Raw genomic sequence first — 16,784 nt, forward strand, 5'->3', positions numbered from 1 at the left:
TGCCCCCGTACTACCACCCGCGATCTGTTGCACGAGATGTCATCCCGCACACCAGAGACATAAATGATGAAAACCAACCAACAGCCCGCTGCCCTGCAGGTGGTGATGAAAGAGGCCAGACGCGCCATCCGGCCGCTTATCTGGTTCAGCGGTGGCATCAACGTGCTGATGCTGACCGGGGCGCTTTATATGCTCCAAGTCTACCACCGCGTGTTGTCCAGCCACAGCTTGGAGACGTTGGTGATGCTGTCGCTGATGGCGGCAGCGGCACTCGCGACAATGGCGGGGCTGGAGGTGGTGCGCGGGCGTCTTCTGGCTACCGTCGGATCGTGGATGAACGCGCGGTTGGCGCCAGTCCTCCTGACCGCATCGGTAGAATATGCCGCCTCAGCGCCCGGTCAGGCCAACGCCCGTCCACTGCGCGACCTAGATCAAGTACGGAATTTCTTCACCAGCCCGAGCATCTTCCCGATCCTTGACGCGCCTTGGGCACCGCTATTTTTCGCCGCCATATTCCTCATGCACCCTTGGCTGGGTTGGTTGGCGCTGGGCGGCGGGATCGTACTATTTGCGTTGGCGTTGCTCAACGAATACCTCACACGCAAGCCGTTGACCGAGGCCGCAAGCGCACAGTCGCGGGCATACGTGCAGGCTGAGGCGGCGATCCGCAACGCCGAGGTCGTACAGGCGATGGGCATGTTACAGCCACTGCTGGAGGGCTGGAAGGCGCAGCAGGACGAGGCAAACAAAGGACAAGTTCTTGCTGCCAACCGTGGCGGCGTCATCGCGGCCATCGCGCGTTGTCACCGGCTGGCCCTGCAAATGGCCATACTGGGCCTTGGTGCTTATCTAGTACTTCGGAACGAGGCTTCACCCGGTATCATGATCTCTGCCTCAATCCTGATGGGCCGCGCGTTGTCCCCGGTCGAGCAAGCGATCGGCACATGGAAGGCGACGGTCGGAGCGCGTGCCGCTTACCGGCGTCTCACCGCAGTCGCCGGACAGCACCCGGAGGCCACACCGGTTCTGCCACTGCCACGACCGAAAGGTAAGTTTGAGGCCGACAACCTTGTGCTTGCCCGACAGGGTGGCGAGCATATCCTGAAAGGGATTAACTTCCAGCTCAATCCGGGTGAAGCAATGGCGTTGATCGGCCCGAGCGCGGCCGGTAAGACGAGTCTGGCGCGAATACTGGCCGGTGCTTGGCGTCCATCCGGGGGGCGTGCGTTACTGGACGGCATGGACGTTGCCCAATGGGCGGCGGAGGACCGTGGTCATTATGTCGGTTACTTGCCGCAGGACATCGAGCTCTTCGCCGGTACCGTCTCCCAAAACATCTGCCGCTTCGCGAAGGTCTACCCAGCGGTCTTCAACAATGTGGTCAAGGCCGCGCAGTTGGCGGGAGTTCACGAACTGATCAAAGGACTGCCGAAGGGTTACGCCACCGAGATCGGCGAATCCGGCGCGGTGCTGTCAGGCGGGCAGCGCCAACGCATCGGGTTGGCGCGGGCACTCTACGGCGACCCGGCACTCATTATCTTGGATGAGCCCAATTCTAACCTCGACCGCGAGGGTGAGGACGCATTGATCGCAGCCCTCAGCACGGTCAAGGCGGCGGGCACGACCGTTGTCCTGATCGCGCACCGACCGAACATCATGGAGAAGGTTGACAAGATATTGGTCCTCAACCGGGGCCAACAGGACCTCTTCGGTCCACGTGACTATGTCTTCAATGAACTAGCCGCGCGCATCCGCGAGGTGAGGCAGATGCCAACTATAGTGGCGAACCAAGCATGAAAACGAAAACAGATATGAACGTCGTGCCGTTACCCGTTCCGCCACCCTCCGCACTGGAACCGGTACCCCTGCGTCTCACAGGCGTGACGCTCACCGGGTTCGCGATCATGTTCCTGTTCTTCGGCGTGGCCGGGGGTTGGGCGACGCTGGCACCGTTGGACAGCGCCGCAGTGGCACCGGGCGTTATCAAGGTCGCCGGCGACCGCAAGCTCATCCAGCATCTCGAGGGCGGCATCATCGCGGAGTTGAACGCCGCCAACGGTGATATCGTCAAGGCGGGCAAGGTCCTCATCCGACTCGACAACACACAGGCAAAGGCGCAGCTTGACCTGATCCAGAACCGGATAGCAACGCGTGAGGCGCTGGCCGCGCGTCTCAGGGCTGAGCGTGACGGCAAGGCCGAGATCGAGTTTGATCCGGCGTTGCTCGCAAACGCCGCCACCGCCGCAAAGGACGCGGTGGCCTCACAGCGTGACGTGTTCGCGGCGAAGCACCACAACTTGAAGGACGAGCGGGAAATTCTCAGCCAGCGCCGTCACCAGACCGAGGAAGAGATAACCGGACTGGAGGAGCTTATCGTCACCGAGGACAAGCAGATCGAGGCGATCGAGGGTGAAACCAAAGACCTTGAGAGTCTGCTCAAGAGGGGGCTGACCACCCGCGAGCGGAACCTGTTGCTCAGACGACAACAGCGGGAGATCGAGGGGGAGCGCGCTACCAACGTCGCGGCAATCGCTCGTGCCAGAAGCGCCATGGCCGAGATTGACATGCAAATCTTGAACCTCAACACAGTGCGGCTGAACGAGGCCGTCGAGGAGTTGAGCAAGGTCGAGGCGGAGTTGTTTGACCTCAGACAGCAGGAGCGTTCCGCCAAGGACGTGCTTACCCGTACCAATGTCGTCGCACCAGTTGAGGGCATCGTCATGGACCTGAAGGTCCACACGGCAGGCGGTGTCGTAAAACCCGGTGAGACATTGATGACAGTCGTGCCGCTCGGACAGCAACTCGTGGTCGAGGCTATGGTCAAACCAGAGGATGTCGAGACGATCGCCCCCGGACAGCCCGCGCGCGTCAGTTTCCCGGCCTTCGCCCGCTACAACCTGCCACCACTCGACGGCGTCGTGGAGATCGTGTCGGCTGACCGCATGGTGGAGGAGCGCAGCGGGGCACCGTATTTCGCCGCGACCGTGTTGATCGACAAGAGCGAACTCGCCAAGCTGGAGGGCCGTAAGCTGCTGCCCGGCATGTCGAGCGAGGCGATGATCCGGACGGGTGCTCGCACCGTGCTTTCTTATCTGGCTGAGCCGATCACGCAGAACTTCCGCCGAGCGATGCGGGAAAAATAGCCGTAGGCCGCCCCAACGACTTCTTTATCTGACTGGGACTTGATGACACCTAAGGGAGGAACCAATGAAACCCGTAAACCTGAGCATGATCGCTGCCCCCGCCGCGGCGCGGACACTGGTCGAAGCGGCACTTCTCTCCGGAGTTCTCATGGCCGTTGCCCCCGGGATCGTCCTCGGACAACCGATCGAAAAGAAGGGGACCACGCCCTATGTGACGCACTTCATCTTTCGACCTTTGATGAACATTGACATCGCCGATCTCGGCACCGCCACTTCGCTGGAGGCGATCGGCACCACCGAAAACATGAAGGGAGAGAAAATGTTCGACAAGATGTCAGCACATTGCACAGCGCTGAGTGTAGCGTCGGGCGACAAGAAATATATCGACGGCGCCTGCGTGCTGGCCGACAACGACGGTGACAAGATTTTCTCGACCTTTGATACGCGCGACCTCGACAAGTCGCAGCCAGAGATGGGTTGTGGCACCCATATCATCACCGGCGGCACAGGCAAGTACGTCGGAATTACTGGGAGTGAGCCATTTGCTTGCATAGCAATGCCGGCACTGGCTGGTCCCGGCGGCTACACTGCGATGGACATCCCGCATAACACGACCTGGGAGATCAAATGATAGGAGCCTCAGTATCCCCAAAGCCGGGTGCCTACTGATTGCATCCGCCGGCACCGTGACGATCTCGGACTCACGATGGTGCAGCAATGAGCTTCGGCCATTGCTTGTCGATAAGCTCGCACGCGTATCGATAAACGTTTGCGTCGCAGTTCCATCCGGCCTTTTCCGGCGATGGTGTTTTTTACCCCATTCCGGCCTCTGCAATAATCGTTTTTGCGGTCGCGAGTTTTTGCCTCATCGCGCAGCGACAGCATCAAGAATTCGTCCGATTTGGGGCCGTGTGTACACCTCGACCGGATGCCGGTCACGATTGCCGTCGTGATAATATTCCCCGGAATCAAAGGCGAGATAGATTTCCCAGAAGATATGGGGGCGTTGCTCGTCGTTAAAAATCATTACTGAATAAATGTCGTTGACGACGGCGTCGCAAAATTCAAACGATAGCTCCGAGGCGTTAAAACCACGTGCCAGTTCAATTGCCAATCGATCGTAGAGGTCTTGCCTGGGCATACCCGCAGAGGCAGCCCATTTCAGAATATCGAGATTGGTGAGACTAAGACGCTCACGCCATGTGGCACCGTCCGGATATCTGTCGCGCAGCTCGGTGAGTAACTCGTCAAACGTCATATCGTCGAACGGCACTGTCACATTGTTTGGAGGCTAGTCGTGCGAAAGGCGTGTGCCTCTTTTCAGGCAATCTGGGCGCTGATTGCTTTCCACTCACCCATGGCATGCAGGCGGTAATTTCGGATCTGAAATGCTGAGCAATTTAAACGGGACGGAACAAAGAGATTGCGAACAGCAGAGAAGACGGAAACAAAATGCTGCAAGCTGCCGATCGATCGAAAGCCTTGGCGCATTCGCTCGCGTTTTCGAAACGGAACGTGCGAATTCTCTGCTCGATTGTTCAAGCCTTTGTGAGAACGATGCTCGACGTCTGGAATGACCTGACGCCTTGCTGCGCCATAGGAGCGCAACTTGTCGGTGATCATCCGCTTCGGCACCATGCCCTGCTTCTTCATCAGACGTATCAGCAATCGCCTGGCCGCCTTGGTATTGCGGCGGTTCTGGACAATCTCATCGAGCACAAAGCCGTCTTGGTCAACCGCCCGCTACAGCCAGCATCGCTTGTCGTTGATGCGCACCGCGACTTCATCAAGGTGCCAGACATCATTGCTGGAAGGCGGCTTTCGGCAAATACGCCGGGCATATTCAGGGCCATGTTTTCTGCCCCACCGACGGATAGTCTCATAAGACACGACGATCCCTCGTTCCAGCAGCATTTCTTCAACATTGCGCAGGCTGAGCGGAAACCGATAATAGAGCCAGATGGCACGGGCGATAATCTCTGGCGGGAACCGGTGGTTCTTGTAATGGGCGATGGGCTGATTCATGGCGCATCATCTATCGACAATCTCTTAACCCGAAATCAACGTGACATTCCCCAAGCAATATGTCTTCGACAGGTTTTTATGGCAACTGGGACTACACCATCGAGCCCAACCTCGCGGTGTAGTTATTGTCGGATGACGCCTTAGCGTTGCCTCCATCGCAAGCACTCATCCTTCCGGCTTGGGCGGGGCTCGGCTAGGATGTTGAAAAACGCAAGAGAGGGGGCTGCTCTGTTCCCGTGTCCGGCCGGGGCAAAGTCAAACAGTCAAATCCTCTGTGCAAGGCCTAAACGTCATAATAGAGAACAAACTCGTATGGATGCGGGCGCATGCGTATCTCCGTGATCTCGTGCGAGCGCTTGTAGTGCACATAGGTCTCGACGACGTCCGTCGTGAACACGTCTCCCGCAAGCAGGAACTTGCAGTCCGCCTGCAGCGCATCGAGAGCCTCGCCGAGCGAGGCCGGTGTCGACGGGATTGCGGCGCGTTCTATCGGCGGCAGATCGTAGAGGTTCTTGTCGATCGGATCTCCCGGATCGATGCGGCTGCGGATGCCGTCGAGGCCGGCCATGAGCATGGCGGCGAAGGCCAGATACGGATTGCAGGAGGGATCCGGGCAGCGGAACTCCACCCGCTTGCTCCTGGGGTTGAGCGAGTACATCGGGATCCGGCACGCCGCGGAGCGGTTGCGCCGCGAATAGCCGAGATTGACCGGCGCTTCGAAACCCGGCACGAGCCGCCGGTAGGAATTGACGGTCGGAGCGCAGATGGCGAGCAGTGCCGGCGCGTGCTTGAGCAGTCCGCCGATATAGTAGCGCATCACTTCGCTGGAGCCGGCATAGCCGTCGCCGGCAAAGATCGGGCGATCTTCCTGCCAAATGCTCTGATGGACGTGCATGCCCGAGCCGTTGTCTCCAAACAGGGGTTTCGGCATGAAGGTTGCGGTCATGCCGCGGCTGCGCGCGACATTCTTCACGACGTATTTATAGATCATCACGCTGTCGGCCATGCGCGTCAGCGTCGCAAAGCGCATATCGATCTCGCCCTGGCCGCCGGTCGCGACCTCGTGGTGGTGTGCCTCGACCTCAATGCCAATTCGCTCGAGGAGCGTCACCATTCGGGTGCGGGCGTCCTGAAGGGTGTCGGCAGGCGGGACGGGGAAGTAGCCCTCTTTCGGGCGCAGCTTGTGCCCGAGGCCAGTTCCGCTCCTCGCATTCCAGTTCGCCTCGACGGCGTCGATCTCGTAGTAGCCGTAGTTGGTGCCCTGATCATAATGGACCTCGTTGAAGACGAAGTGCTCGAGTTCCGGGCCGAAATAGGCCGTATCGCCGATACCGGTCGCCTTGAGATAGGTTTCGGCCTTCTGTGCGATAAAGCGCGGGTCCCGGCTATAGGATTGGGCGCTGACTGGGTCGAGAATATTGCAGATCAGGACGAGCGTCGGCGCCTCCGTGAACGGGTCCAGGAAAGCGGTGGTTGGATCCGGCACGACAAGCATGTCGCTTTCCTGTATTTCCTGGAAGCCCCGGAATCGTCCGGAGAACGTCATCCGGGCTGGTATAGCCATTGTAAGACATCGCCGCCTCCCTTCCTCATATCGATCCGTCGAACCGAGGCCGGACCTCGACTGCGCCGCCGGCCCTTCTTCCGCCGATCGGCTGCGGTATCACTCGATCAGTTGCCCTTGGGCGTGGGGCCTCGGTTGCGAGCGCTGAAATTCCCATGAAGCGCCTCCCGTGTGAGCCGCGCGAACTGTGCCTGGCTCATATGGACGAGGGTGGCGTGATCGCCACCCTCGAAGTAAACCTCCGGTTGGTCGAAGACGCTGTCCTCGATGACGACGTCCAGCCCGTAGCACTCGCCGATCGGGGGAACAGCGCCGTGTGCGCAATCCCGGATCAGCTGATCGAGCTCATGCTCCGTAGCGAGCGTCAGTTCCTCCCCGAGTGCCGCTTTGAGTTTCCTGAGCCGCACATGGCGAGAGGCCGGTAGAATGGCCAGAAGATAGCCGTCGCGTCTGCGCAGCACGACGGCTTTGGCCAGGCAGCGGGCCGCGATGTGGCAGGCGCGCGCGGTAGACATCGATGATCTAGTCGGCCTGTGCTCGACCAGATCGTACTCGACGCCCTTGCGATCGAGATATACCTGGAGTGTCAAGGCAATGGTCACAATCCCACGCTCCGGGCGAGACCTTCCATTGTGAGGCCCCATGCTTGCGCCTCACAATGCTCAGCCGTCTTATATAACACGTCTCGGGCTCTCGCGCTCCAACTGTTCAATTTGCGGCGAAGGTTCGTGGCGCAGCGCAGATCCTGCCCACAGGCGGACCTCGCGGACTCCCGCTGGCCGATCCGGTTCAACAATCATCGGACGATGCCTAAGCGTGAAGCGCGCCATGGTAGTAGGCAGCGTTGGTGCGTGGATACTTTGTCAACGGTTTGGCGCTAGGCAGACGGGATCGCAATCAGCTTGATCCGTGCCATGCCCTACAAATACAATGCTGCCCAGCGTCATCACATTGAGAAGATGAAGTTCAAGGTGACGAATTGGGCGGATTATGAGGCAGGTCTGCGCCGGCGTGGTAGCCTGACACTATGGGTAACGCCGGAGGCACTGGTCGGCTGGCGCGCTCCCCGACGCAAGACCCGGGGAGGCCAAGCCCGGTATTCCGATCTTGCCATCGAAACGGCCCTGACGCTGGGTTGCGTCTTCGGAATGCGGCTGCGCCAGACCGAGGGATTGCTACACTCGCTGTTGGATCTCATGGGGCTGAAAGTCCCTGTTCCGGATCATACGACGCTGAGCCGTCGGGCGCAGAACTGGGAGCCATCAACCCGTCGAAACCGGCCTCTGCCGGACGGCCAGCTGCATGTGCTGGTCGACAGCACGGGATTGAAAGTCTACGGCGCCGGGCAATGGCTTATATGAGGAGAAGTCAAGTCGGAACGGGGGTGTCAGGGCAACATTTTCACTTCCTCGCTTTGGTTGTTGCGCAATCCATGAGCCCCTGATTGCGTGACGCGGCTCGTTTATCCGAGCCAGATCCAACTTATATACGGTCGCTGCTCAAAACAGCGGCACCAACATCCCGCTTGCGGCGGACACGGGCTCAGGCGGACGGGACCATTCTGGAGGAGGGGCATTTCAAGCCAAGCCATTGCTCGGTTCGTCCACCTGGATCGATCCGCCAGGACGGATCAGGTCCTGGAAGGATTGCACATTCAGATCAGCGAAGCATCAGATGGCGGTCTTCATGATCGCCCCCTCGATGACGACGCCGGCGTTGACGTATTTCCACAGCGCGACGAGCAGCTTGCGGGCAAGCGCCACAATCATCGTCTTCTTGAAGCGCCCGCCGTTCTGCTTCACCCGGTCCTTGAACCACAAGGAGAGCGCCGATTGCGGTTGATGGCGCACCCACAGCCAGGCGAGCTGGATCAGCGTCGTTCGCAGCCTTGGATTGCCGGATTTCGAAACCCCCTGGTCGTGAGAAACCGAGCCGCTTTGCCAGGGTGTCGGCGCGAGGCCCGCATAGGCGGCGACCTGGCGCCGGTTGTCGTAGTGCCGCGACAGGCCTTCCGACCACAGCACAGCGGCAAACTCCGGCCCGATGCCTCTCAGGCCGAGCAGCGTGGCCGGTGCTGGCGAGGCAAGCTGCTCGGCTGCGAGCATGGCGTCGCGCTCGGCCTCGACCGCCTTGATCTGTTCGATCAGTAGCTCAAGCCTATCGAGTTCGCGGCTAATCTGCAGCCTCAGATGGATAGGCAGAGGACGCCCATCGCCGGTCTTCAGCTCCTCGAGGCAAGTGCGCCGATCGCGCCGCAGCGGTTCGTAGCCGGACACGCCCTGACCGAACAGCAGCCCCTTGATGCGGTTGACGTGGCTGACGCGCTCGTTCGTCAATGTCTTGCGCTCGCGCGAGATGCGGCGGCGATCCTCCTCCTCGGGCGTCGGCACCCGCACCATCGCGCATACCCGTGGCTCGCCCCGCTTGTAAGCCAGCAACGCCCGGAGCAGCGCCTCGCCGTCGATCTTGTCGGTCTTTGCCCGGCGCCGCCGGCGTGAGGTTGCAATCGACGCCGGATCGACGACATGGCTTTCAATCCCCTCAGCCTGCAGCACGCGATGGATCCAGAAGCCGTCGAGGCCGGCCTCCTGGATCATGATGATCGGAAAGCTTTTCCCGGTCCGGGCCTGCGCCTTCCTGTTGAGCTCGGCAAGCCGCTCCAGCATGCCCGCAACATCGCCGGCCACCACTGAATGTTTCGACATCTTCTCGCCACCACCCGGCGACAGCGAGGTGATCGGTGCTGTCACATTGTTTGAATTAAGACGCGGAAGACCCCCGCTCCGGTTCTCAGGCGAGTTGATGAGCCACAGCATTCCATTCGGCCATGGCCTTGCGGCGATGGATGAGGATTTGTGAAGCGGATCGGTTTACGCGGGATGGAACGAAGAGGTTGCGGACGGATGAGAAGATTGACAGGAATTGCTGTAAGGACCCGATGGATCGAAACCCTTGCCGTGTCCGCTCCCGTTTTCGAAACGGCAGATGAGAATTCTCTTCACGGTTGTTAAGCCCCTTATGAGACCGGTGCTCGACATGTGGCATGACCTGGCGCTTTGCCGCTCCATATGAGCGCAGCTTGTCAGTGATCATGCGCTTGGGCGCCATGCCTTGCTTCTTCAGCAGACGGATTAACAGGCGTCTGGCAGCCTTAGTGTTCCGGCGCGTTTGCACGATTTCATCCAGAACGTATCCGTCATGGTCGACCGCACGCCAGAGCCAGCATTTCCTGCCGTTGACCCGCACGACAAGCTCATCGAGATGCCAGACATCCTCATGCGAAGGCGGCTTGCGGTGTAAACGGCATGTATAATTAGCGCTGTGTTTGCGACACCATCGACGGATGGTCTCGTAAGAAACGACAACGCCGCGCTCCAGCATCATCTCTTCGACTTCGCGCAGGCTAACGTTGAAACGAAAGTAGAGCCAGATTGCGCGGGCGACAATCTCGATGGGAAAACGATGGTTTTTATAAGTAGGCGCTGTCTGGCTCATCCGAAACAATTACCGCACAGCGGTTGATGGAAAATCAATGTGACAGCACCGGTCGAGTAAATACCTCAACAACCGGAACGAGCAGGATCATCGGCGCACTAAGCGCTGTAGCGGGAGCCAGACTGCCGGATTTCGCACCATACAGATGGCTCCAGGCGTTGCGTCGGTTCGGGTGTCGGTAGCGAATTTGAGGCTTAAACACCGGGTGGCAATTGATCGTTTACAAGCTCGCAAAAATACATATAATATATATTTTCAAAAGGAGGCGACTATGCTCACATTCTCCTCGATAGAGCTTCAAAAGCAAATTGGCGATGTCCAACGGGCAGCTGGGAGAGACGCTGTCGTTATCACATCCCACGGAAAGCCACGGAATATACTGCTGTCCGTGGAGGAATTTCGTCGCCTCAAGGAGGCGGCCGGCGAAAAGATTCCGAACGATTTAAATATTAAACGCGCTGTGACCGTTCGTCATTTAGCAGATCCTCTTGGCTATGACGTGTCTGATTTTAAAGCGGCCGCCCGAAAGATGGCTGAAGACGCTTTGTCTGGGAAAACCAAGGAGGCCGTAAATCACGAGCTAGCAGCTGTGCGGGCACGCTTTCCTAAGTTGAGAGCGAAATGATCGATAAGCCGGATCCTGAAGATACTAGGTCCCCAAAATTCCTGATTATGGACAACACACCGCTGTCGCTTCTTGGAGCTATCGAGGCTCTCGACTGGTTTTTTGAGCCAGGCTGCGATGTATGGATTACCGATCTGGTTTTGGAAGAGGCCACGCGTGAGCCTGGCGGAGGTCGCGATCAGAGACGCGCGACAAGAAATTATATTGCGAGCTGGATGGAATCTAATCGCTATCGCCTGACCGTTCTTGCGACCGCAGAGGGCGAACGATATCGCCAAGAAATGGAACTTTGGGAACTCGCTGGGAGCCCAGAGAGACTTCGCCCAACCTGGAAAGACAGAGGCGAAGCAAGTCTTCTGCAAGGCGTGCAGACCATCAAGGCAGCTCTTCAAAGTGGTGAAGCAATCGTGGTGCTTGTTGACGACAGGGATGCCCGGGATGCCATTCGAGCTGTCCGCGCTGACATTAATATGATGGGTACTCAGACCTTCATCGAGTGGCTGCTGGAAGATTTCGGGATTGCTCAAGCTGAGACGGCGTGGACATCTATCTTGATGGCGACTGGAAATACGGCTGATCCTGGCGAGAACGAAGACCCGGTATACATTCGCAACAGCCCGTGAAAGCTGGTTAGATCATCGCTTGATACCGATCGCTCTGAAAGATAACTGATTCCAACTGGGGAGGGCAGACAATGGCCACAGGCACAGTAAAATGGTTCAACGCAACCAAGGGTTTTGGTTTCATCCAGCCTGACGATGGAGGCGCCGATGTTTTCGTTCACATCTCAGCCGTTGAACGCGCAGGCATGCGAAGCCTAAATGACGGTCAGAAGATCAAGTACGAACTCGTACAAGACAAAAGATCTGGCAAATCGTCAGCTGATCAATTGAGTGCTGTCTGACGGGTACAGGCGCCACCGAAACCCACGCATCTCCAGGGAACAAAGTAGGTATAGCGGGACCCCACTTTTCGACAGGCCCGATGTTGCAACCAAGTAGAAATGTCGCATGTTCTGCAAAGTAGAAATGTCATCCTGACAGGCGCCGAGGCGCGTTGCCGGGCAGGGCGGAGACCTCACTATCGCAGCCCGGACCGGCGACAATAGAGGGAGCACTTGCCACCTGTTCACAGGCTCGGCGCTCAATCATCTGATCAACCCGGCCCTTTTGTCCGGGTGGTTTGCGGCCGCGTTTTTGATAAGCAATGCCCTCGCTGTTGGTCTTCACCTTCGGTGCCGGCAATGGATCCTGCTGAGCCTTGATAAACGACAGCACATCGCCCAGCCGTTTGTTCTCGGTCACCGCTGCATGGGTGACACGCTGATCCTTGTCGAACATCCTGTAGGGCAGGGTTATGCCTTTCCAGCGCATCTCGAGACGGCCGTCGGCAAAGGCGTAAGTGTCGATATATTTGCCGACCAGACCCCGACTGATCTCGTTCTCCTCCAGCATGATGCGCTTGCGCTCATAGGAAAACGCCAGCTGCTCCCCGACGTAACGCTGTTCCCGCTTGCACAGAATGTCGCGCATTCTGTCCGGAACGACATTGAGCGGCCGGTGCAGATTGTTCGGCTTGATCGGAGAAACCGCAAATCGCGCATTGAACCGCTCCGTGAAGCCGTGCAGAAACGCGTTGCCGGCAGTCATATCGCCGATGCCTGCCAGCCGCAGTTCCTTGACCAGACGGTCCTGCAAGGTGCGATTGACCCGTTCGACCCGGCCTTTCGCCTGGCTCGAATTGGCGCAAAGTATCTCAATGCTGAGTTCCGAGAGCGCCCGGCCGAACTGGGTCATGCCCTGGCCGCCCTTGGCGTCCTGCTTGGTAACCCGGAACACCGAGTGCTTGTCGGAGTAGAATGCAACCGGACGGCCATGGGTCTTCAGGTAAAGCTCCAGCGCCGCAAAATAGCTGAAGGCGCTCTCCGAGCGGACAAACAAAAGCTGCATCAGCTTCCCGGTTGCATCGTCGATGAACACAAGCAGCGTGCACGCATCGCCGCGATCCTCAAACCAGCGATGATCGCTGCCGTCAATCTGGATCAGCTCACCGTAATATTCGCGCCGTAGCCGCGGCTGGCGAAACGTCCGGCGCTGCTTGCGCGACAGCCATAAGCCATCATCCGCCATCCACTGGCGCAGCGTCTCGCGCGAAACCGAAAATCCATGCTCACCAAGCTTCTCGGCGGCCAGCGTCGGACCAAAGTCCGCATAGCGCTCCCGGACCAGCTGCAGCGCGAGCTCACGCACGCCGTCGTTGATACGGTTGTTCGACCGCCGGCCGCGGCTGCGGTGCCGAAGTGCCGTCGCACCTTCAAGACAAAATGTCCGCATGATCCGTTGCACCTGACGTACACTCAGCGACAGCACAATTGCCGCTGACGCAATCGTCCGACGCCGCTCAATAACCTCTGACAAAACCTCGATACGATGCAGTTCGCGTTCGCTCATTAAAATCAATCCCAAAATCCGCACCCCAAATCTCGTTGCAACAAGCGAGAAGGTGACACAGCGACGTTTCTACTTTGCAGAAACAGGACATTTTAACTTTGCGGCTACACACAATGATCACATAAGAGTTGTTATGGAACTCATAGACGCTTTGGGCACATCGAGCTTGATTTGGCAGGCGCCAGCAGCGGCAGCCTACGGGATCTATTACGCAGGCGACAGCGAAGACGTCGCGGTCGCCGAGACCATTTATCACCATGAGAAATTCATGCGCGCCACGAACGAGCACCCCGGCTGGACGGCGGACTTCCGCGTTGTGATCGGCAGCGTCGATCGGGATCTCGATGATGTCAGCGCGGTGCCCGACGTGCTGCACCCAGACGGTTACACCGCCTCGCGGGCCGAAGGAAGCGGCCTGCGAGCGGCCGGAAGCGATGGTCTCGTGTGGGACAGCGTCCGCATGGATGAAGGGCGCTGCATCGGCATCTTCTGGCCAGACGCGAGCACAATCCCGATCAAGGGGCGGCACTACAGCTACCATTGGAATGGGATCCGTGTGGATTTCGTGCGCCAGCATGACACCGGACGGGTTCTGGCGGTTACCTGATGGCGTTGTCGTGACCGGCATTTGCCAGGCACTGTGCCATCTTGAATGTCCTTAATTCAGCTTTGCTGTTGTGTACAGATAGATATTTCAGCGAACATCCATGATGTCGCTAATAGCCGGGCACCGCAAATCCAGTCACCATCAGGGGACGATTTGAGTTCAACCCATATTGGCGGCGTGGACACGTGGCAACATTCGATTGCTCAAGAATACTGATTCAAACGCAAACGGCGTTTTGCGGAGTAACGGGGGGAGAAAGCTAATCCTGACTTAAGCTGCCGCTTCGCGCGACCTTCTGGAAGGTCGCTTTCGATCGTCTAGCCGTCAGATGTGCACATCCCGGAACCGAACAGATGTGGCTTTCGCCGGAATTGCCATTTCCCTTTTGAATATTTGGTAACGATGCTGTCGAGCACCTCATAACAGGGCTCCTCCGCAAACCCCTGACGGACTAGCTTCTTGACAATACCATCGATCGCATCTTGAGCGACTTCTTTATCTTCCGCAAACTTAAGAAAATAAGTGTGCAGCAACGCGCGAGCGCAGTCATCGCGAGAAGGCTTGCGCTCGCGCTTAAGCCGTTCACGGTAGCTTCGCTGCCGCAACTTCTGTTCAATATTCTTCTGACGTAGGGATTTTCTCATCGTTCAGATATCCTCTTTGATAGAAGGATGATCCGGGAAGCTCGCCGGCGCAAACGCCGACGAAACCTGACATGAGGCAAACCGAATGCTGATCGTGACCACGATCCGTCGATAGCCTGCGGATAGGGGCTATCCAGTCTTGCGTTCGGCCATCTCTCTTTTAAAGCGCCGCAGCCGCTGCAACTTCCTCGGCCTGTTCGTAACGGTCCAGCCAAGCTCGTTCGAGTTTCCCGTGCCGGTTCAAGACTTGCTCTGCCAAGGATAATACGAGCAGATTTGGAGCGGCGTTGGGAGCCAGACGAAGCATTCCATTGACTGCGTCGACTTCCCTCCCCTCGCCCAAGCGGTCCGCGAGGACGGCGAGCGTGATTGCGGGTGACCGACAGCGGCCAGCATGGCAATGCACCAACAGGCTGTGATCACGAAACATGCGCGCGAAAAAGATCGCCTGCTGTACTTGGTCAGCCGTCGCAGTCTTGCCGCTGCCGTCATCGAAATCGTAGTCGCTGAAAGCCATGGTCCACAGGGTCGCCCACCTTGGCAAAACGTGGACCACTGAATTGGCGGTCCCCGGACTGCTTCCACAAACGGCGTTTGGTTTTGAATCAAGTCTCGATAAAACTGAAATGGTTTTCCAGAGTTGCGAATCGGGGTTTCGGAAAACGGCGTTACTTTTCCGACTAACGATGCATCGGGTTTAACAACTGTCTGGAAATGAATGTTTAGTGGAGTATCTGAATCGCAGATATAGAGATTTGAATCGGGCACCAGTGTTTGTGAATCGGAATTCCAAAGTTCTGAATCGAAACAGCGTAAATTATTTTGAGTTGCCGGTAAGGTGAAAAAACGGGAGTTGATTGCCTTGTGATGTGTGGGTAATTCGGCGGCCACTGCGTAGAGTTTAAAACCATGTCTTGGCAAGGTTTTACAGACGAAATTACATTGGAAAGAATTATTTATGATGTTTCCCGTTCGGGCCCAACGGTGTTCGCCTTGGAAAGGACCGCGTCAGATGATGGAGCTAGCTGGTCGGATCAGATGATATTGCTGGGTTCGGGAGCCTGTTGCAGCCGTATTTCATACGGATCGCAAAGAACTGCTGTGATGGACACAGTTAACGGGAAGAACAACCATGAATCGATTGAATCGCAATCCATGAAATTGGAATCGACGGTCAGGATTTTTGAATCGATGATCTGGTACACTGAATCAACTATTTCACCCTGAGTGTACCACGAACTCGATGCGATGCCGAGTGCGGCAGGGCAACAAACCATCATGTTGCACCCAGAATTGCGTTGATCTCCGGGCCCTCCAACGAGCCGCTTTGTAAGAGGGCATCGGCGAGCCGGTCAAGGCCAGGACGGTGTTCAAGCAACGTGTCGGAAGCAATCCGGAATGCGGCTTCAAGACGTGCGTTTACATGCTCGGCCAGTTCCTTTTGCCACAGCAATGCTTGCCCAGGATCTTGCGATTGTCGGTAAAGCAACGGCATATCCCTGGCAAAGCCGAATGAAGTCTCCGCTTCGGTCGCAATCGTTGTCGCCAGTGCCAGGTCGCTTGACAAGCTGCCGCCAGACCCTGCCGAGCACGCTCCAAACACAAGCTGTTCGGCCGCGCGCCCCGCCAGCAGCAAAGCCAGTGATTTCATCAGCCATTCTTCTGTCTCGACTGAGCTGTGATCGATTGATAGCGAGGCGTATCCGCCACTCTCGCCCTCTATTGTCAGGCTAAGGATTTGGCCTACCCCTAAGGCTTGCTGTACAACTGCGTGTCCGGCCTCGTGCACTGCAATATTGAATTTCAGAGCTGCAGATTTTTTCGGGCGACCTGCATTGATTGCCGATTCAAGATCATCAAGCGAAATGTTTCGGTGGGCGCGGCGCGCCTTTTGTCTGGCTTCGCGGACAATGCGCTCGACGTCCGCACCAGTCATGCCTTGGGCACGCAGCGCCAACCGCCGTAAAATAGGGTGATGCGTAAAAGGCGTGTCTGTCTGCTCATGGCGGTTGGAACCAAAGATCGTGGGCCGATCAGGAGTGCCGAATTCTGCTGTCGACGACAATAGCGAAGGAAAACTCAAAACATTGATCCTCATCGTAAAGTGACCTGCCAGTTTTTGGCATTGCGATGGACGGATTGACTCATTTTGCCGATAGCCAGCATTTCGGTTTGTTCGGAAGATAAATATGAGAATGCCGGACTGATTTAATCGCTGCTCGTGAATGGGG

General features: G+C 57.6%; 14 protein-coding genes and 4 pseudogenes. 8 read left to right on the top strand and 10 right to left on the bottom strand.

Going from position 1 to position 16,784, the window contains the following annotated elements; genetic code table 11:
* Positions 1-66 precede the first annotated feature (66 nt).
* The 3 genes from ACSQ3H_RS27520 to ACSQ3H_RS27530 all read left to right on the top strand — a co-directional run bounded on the left by ACSQ3H_RS27520 (position 67) and on the right by ACSQ3H_RS27530 (position 3,774).
* Positions 67-1,797 (top strand): type I secretion system permease/ATPase, encoded by a 1,731-nt coding sequence (locus ACSQ3H_RS27520; RefSeq protein WP_436120416.1) that lies wholly within the window; start codon positions 67-69, stop codon positions 1,795-1,797.
* A complete protein-coding gene (locus ACSQ3H_RS27525; RefSeq protein WP_436120247.1) occupies positions 1,794-3,143 on the top strand; it encodes an HlyD family type I secretion periplasmic adaptor subunit in 1,350 nt (449 codons plus the stop codon). The genes ACSQ3H_RS27520 and ACSQ3H_RS27525 overlap by 4 nt, the downstream gene beginning before the upstream one ends.
* A gap of 64 nt (positions 3,144-3,207) precedes the next feature.
* Complete coding sequence (locus ACSQ3H_RS27530; RefSeq protein ID WP_436120248.1) at positions 3,208-3,774, top strand: hypothetical protein; 567 nt, start codon at positions 3,208-3,210, stop codon at positions 3,772-3,774.
* Positions 3,775-4,008: 234 nt separating this feature from the next.
* Here the strand turns inward: ACSQ3H_RS27530 and ACSQ3H_RS27535 are convergent, their stop codons facing one another.
* The 4 genes and pseudogenes from ACSQ3H_RS27535 to ACSQ3H_RS27550 form a co-directional block, all read right to left on the bottom strand.
* Entirely contained in the window at positions 4,009-4,416 is a 408-nt protein-coding gene (locus ACSQ3H_RS27535) for a hypothetical protein (RefSeq protein ID WP_436120249.1), read from the bottom strand.
* A 47-nt stretch (positions 4,417-4,463) separates the two neighbouring features.
* A pseudogene (locus ACSQ3H_RS27540) lies at positions 4,464-5,168 on the bottom strand (IS6 family transposase).
* A gap of 283 nt (positions 5,169-5,451) precedes the next feature.
* Positions 5,452-6,732 (bottom strand): type I glutamate--ammonia ligase, encoded by a 1,281-nt coding sequence (gene glnA, locus ACSQ3H_RS27545; protein WP_436120250.1) that lies wholly within the window; start codon positions 6,730-6,732, stop codon positions 5,452-5,454.
* Between the two features lie 107 nt (positions 6,733-6,839).
* The gene (locus tag ACSQ3H_RS27550) at positions 6,840-7,334 is read right to left on the bottom strand and encodes an aminoacyl-tRNA deacylase (protein ID WP_436120251.1); all 495 of its coding nucleotides are present in this window, start codon (positions 7,332-7,334) and stop codon (positions 6,840-6,842) included.
* Positions 7,335-7,646: 312 nt separating this feature from the next.
* Here ACSQ3H_RS27550 and ACSQ3H_RS27555 point away from each other — a divergent pair.
* Positions 7,647-8,087: pseudogene (locus tag ACSQ3H_RS27555) on the top strand (transposase); the annotation flags it as partial.
* Between the two features lie 315 nt (positions 8,088-8,402).
* On the opposite strand, the pseudogene ACSQ3H_RS27560 reads toward ACSQ3H_RS27555, so the two are convergent.
* Both ACSQ3H_RS27560 and ACSQ3H_RS27565 read right to left on the bottom strand, forming a co-directional pair.
* Positions 8,403-9,470, bottom strand: a pseudogene (locus ACSQ3H_RS27560) (IS110 family transposase); the annotation flags it as partial.
* A 52-nt stretch (positions 9,471-9,522) separates the two neighbouring features.
* Positions 9,523-10,227 carry an IS6 family transposase gene (locus ACSQ3H_RS27565; RefSeq protein WP_436120252.1) on the bottom strand — a complete coding sequence of 235 codons (705 nt, stop codon included), beginning with the start codon at positions 10,225-10,227 and terminating at the stop codon, positions 9,523-9,525.
* Between the two features lie 271 nt (positions 10,228-10,498).
* Between ACSQ3H_RS27565 and ACSQ3H_RS27570 the strand changes: the two genes are divergently transcribed.
* The 3 genes from ACSQ3H_RS27570 to ACSQ3H_RS27580 all read left to right on the top strand — a co-directional run bounded on the left by ACSQ3H_RS27570 (position 10,499) and on the right by ACSQ3H_RS27580 (position 11,756).
* Positions 10,499-10,852: a type II toxin-antitoxin system prevent-host-death family antitoxin gene (locus ACSQ3H_RS27570; RefSeq protein WP_436120253.1), complete on the top strand. Its 354-nt coding sequence runs from the start codon at positions 10,499-10,501 to the stop codon at positions 10,850-10,852.
* Positions 10,849-11,475, top strand: a complete 627-nt coding sequence (locus ACSQ3H_RS27575) for a hypothetical protein (protein WP_436120254.1) — start codon at positions 10,849-10,851, stop codon at positions 11,473-11,475. Before ACSQ3H_RS27570 ends, ACSQ3H_RS27575 begins: the two co-directional genes overlap by 4 nt.
* A 71-nt stretch (positions 11,476-11,546) precedes the next feature.
* Positions 11,547-11,756, top strand: coding sequence for a cold-shock protein (locus ACSQ3H_RS27580; RefSeq protein ID WP_436120255.1), 210 nt, complete (start codon positions 11,547-11,549; stop codon positions 11,754-11,756).
* A 127-nt stretch (positions 11,757-11,883) separates the two neighbouring features.
* Here the strand turns inward: ACSQ3H_RS27580 and ACSQ3H_RS27585 are convergent, their stop codons facing one another.
* On the bottom strand, positions 11,884-13,317 hold the full coding sequence (locus ACSQ3H_RS27585; protein WP_436120256.1) for an ISNCY family transposase: 1,434 nt from the start codon (positions 13,315-13,317) through the stop codon (positions 11,884-11,886).
* Positions 13,318-13,495: 178 nt separating this feature from the next.
* On the opposite strand from ACSQ3H_RS27585, the pseudogene ACSQ3H_RS27590 reads away from it, so the two are divergent.
* Positions 13,496-13,909, top strand: a pseudogene (locus ACSQ3H_RS27590) (RES family NAD+ phosphorylase); the annotation flags it as partial.
* A gap of 317 nt (positions 13,910-14,226) precedes the next feature.
* On the opposite strand, the gene ACSQ3H_RS27595 reads toward ACSQ3H_RS27590, so the two are convergent.
* The 3 genes from ACSQ3H_RS27595 to ACSQ3H_RS27605 all read right to left on the bottom strand — a co-directional run bounded on the left by ACSQ3H_RS27595 (position 14,227) and on the right by ACSQ3H_RS27605 (position 16,651).
* Positions 14,227-14,553 carry a hypothetical protein gene (locus tag ACSQ3H_RS27595; protein WP_436120257.1) on the bottom strand — a complete coding sequence of 109 codons (327 nt, stop codon included), beginning with the start codon at positions 14,551-14,553 and terminating at the stop codon, positions 14,227-14,229.
* A gap of 160 nt (positions 14,554-14,713) precedes the next feature.
* Positions 14,714-15,070, bottom strand: a complete 357-nt coding sequence (locus ACSQ3H_RS27600) for a hypothetical protein (protein WP_436120258.1) — start codon at positions 15,068-15,070, stop codon at positions 14,714-14,716.
* 759 nt (positions 15,071-15,829) lie between these two features.
* The gene (locus tag ACSQ3H_RS27605; RefSeq protein WP_436120259.1) at positions 15,830-16,651 is read right to left on the bottom strand and encodes an ATP-dependent Zn protease; all 822 of its coding nucleotides are present in this window, start codon (positions 16,649-16,651) and stop codon (positions 15,830-15,832) included.
* Positions 16,652-16,784 lie beyond the last annotated feature (133 nt).

The organism is Phyllobacterium sp. LjRoot231, assembly GCF_964253365.1.
In the GTDB taxonomy this organism is placed as follows: domain Bacteria; phylum Pseudomonadota; class Alphaproteobacteria; order Rhizobiales; family Rhizobiaceae; genus Phyllobacterium.

Bases quoted from the DNA above. Each gene is read 5' to 3' on its own strand.
- ACSQ3H_RS27520 (WP_436120416.1), top strand. From the start codon at position 67: ATGAAAACCAACCAACAGCCCGCTGCCCTGCAGGTGGTGATGAAAGAG.
- ACSQ3H_RS27525 (WP_436120247.1), top strand. From the start codon at position 1,794: ATGAAAACGAAAACAGATATGAACGTCGTGCCGTTACCCGTTCCGCCA.
- ACSQ3H_RS27530 (WP_436120248.1), top strand. From the start codon at position 3,208: ATGAAACCCGTAAACCTGAGCATGATCGCTGCCCCCGCCGCGGCGCGG.
- glnA (WP_436120250.1), bottom strand. From the start codon at position 6,732: ATGGCTATACCAGCCCGGATGACGTTCTCCGGACGATTCCGGGGCTTC.
- ACSQ3H_RS27565 (WP_436120252.1), bottom strand. From the start codon at position 10,227: ATGAGCCAGACAGCGCCTACTTATAAAAACCATCGTTTTCCCATCGAG.
- ACSQ3H_RS27570 (WP_436120253.1), top strand. From the start codon at position 10,499: ATGCTCACATTCTCCTCGATAGAGCTTCAAAAGCAAATTGGCGATGTC.
- ACSQ3H_RS27575 (WP_436120254.1), top strand. From the start codon at position 10,849: ATGATCGATAAGCCGGATCCTGAAGATACTAGGTCCCCAAAATTCCTG.
- ACSQ3H_RS27580 (WP_436120255.1), top strand. From the start codon at position 11,547: ATGGCCACAGGCACAGTAAAATGGTTCAACGCAACCAAGGGTTTTGGT.
- ACSQ3H_RS27595 (WP_436120257.1), bottom strand. From the start codon at position 14,553: ATGAGAAAATCCCTACGTCAGAAGAATATTGAACAGAAGTTGCGGCAG.
- ACSQ3H_RS27600 (WP_436120258.1), bottom strand. From the start codon at position 15,070: ATGGCTTTCAGCGACTACGATTTCGATGACGGCAGCGGCAAGACTGCG.
- ACSQ3H_RS27605 (WP_436120259.1), bottom strand. From the start codon at position 16,651: ATGAGGATCAATGTTTTGAGTTTTCCTTCGCTATTGTCGTCGACAGCA.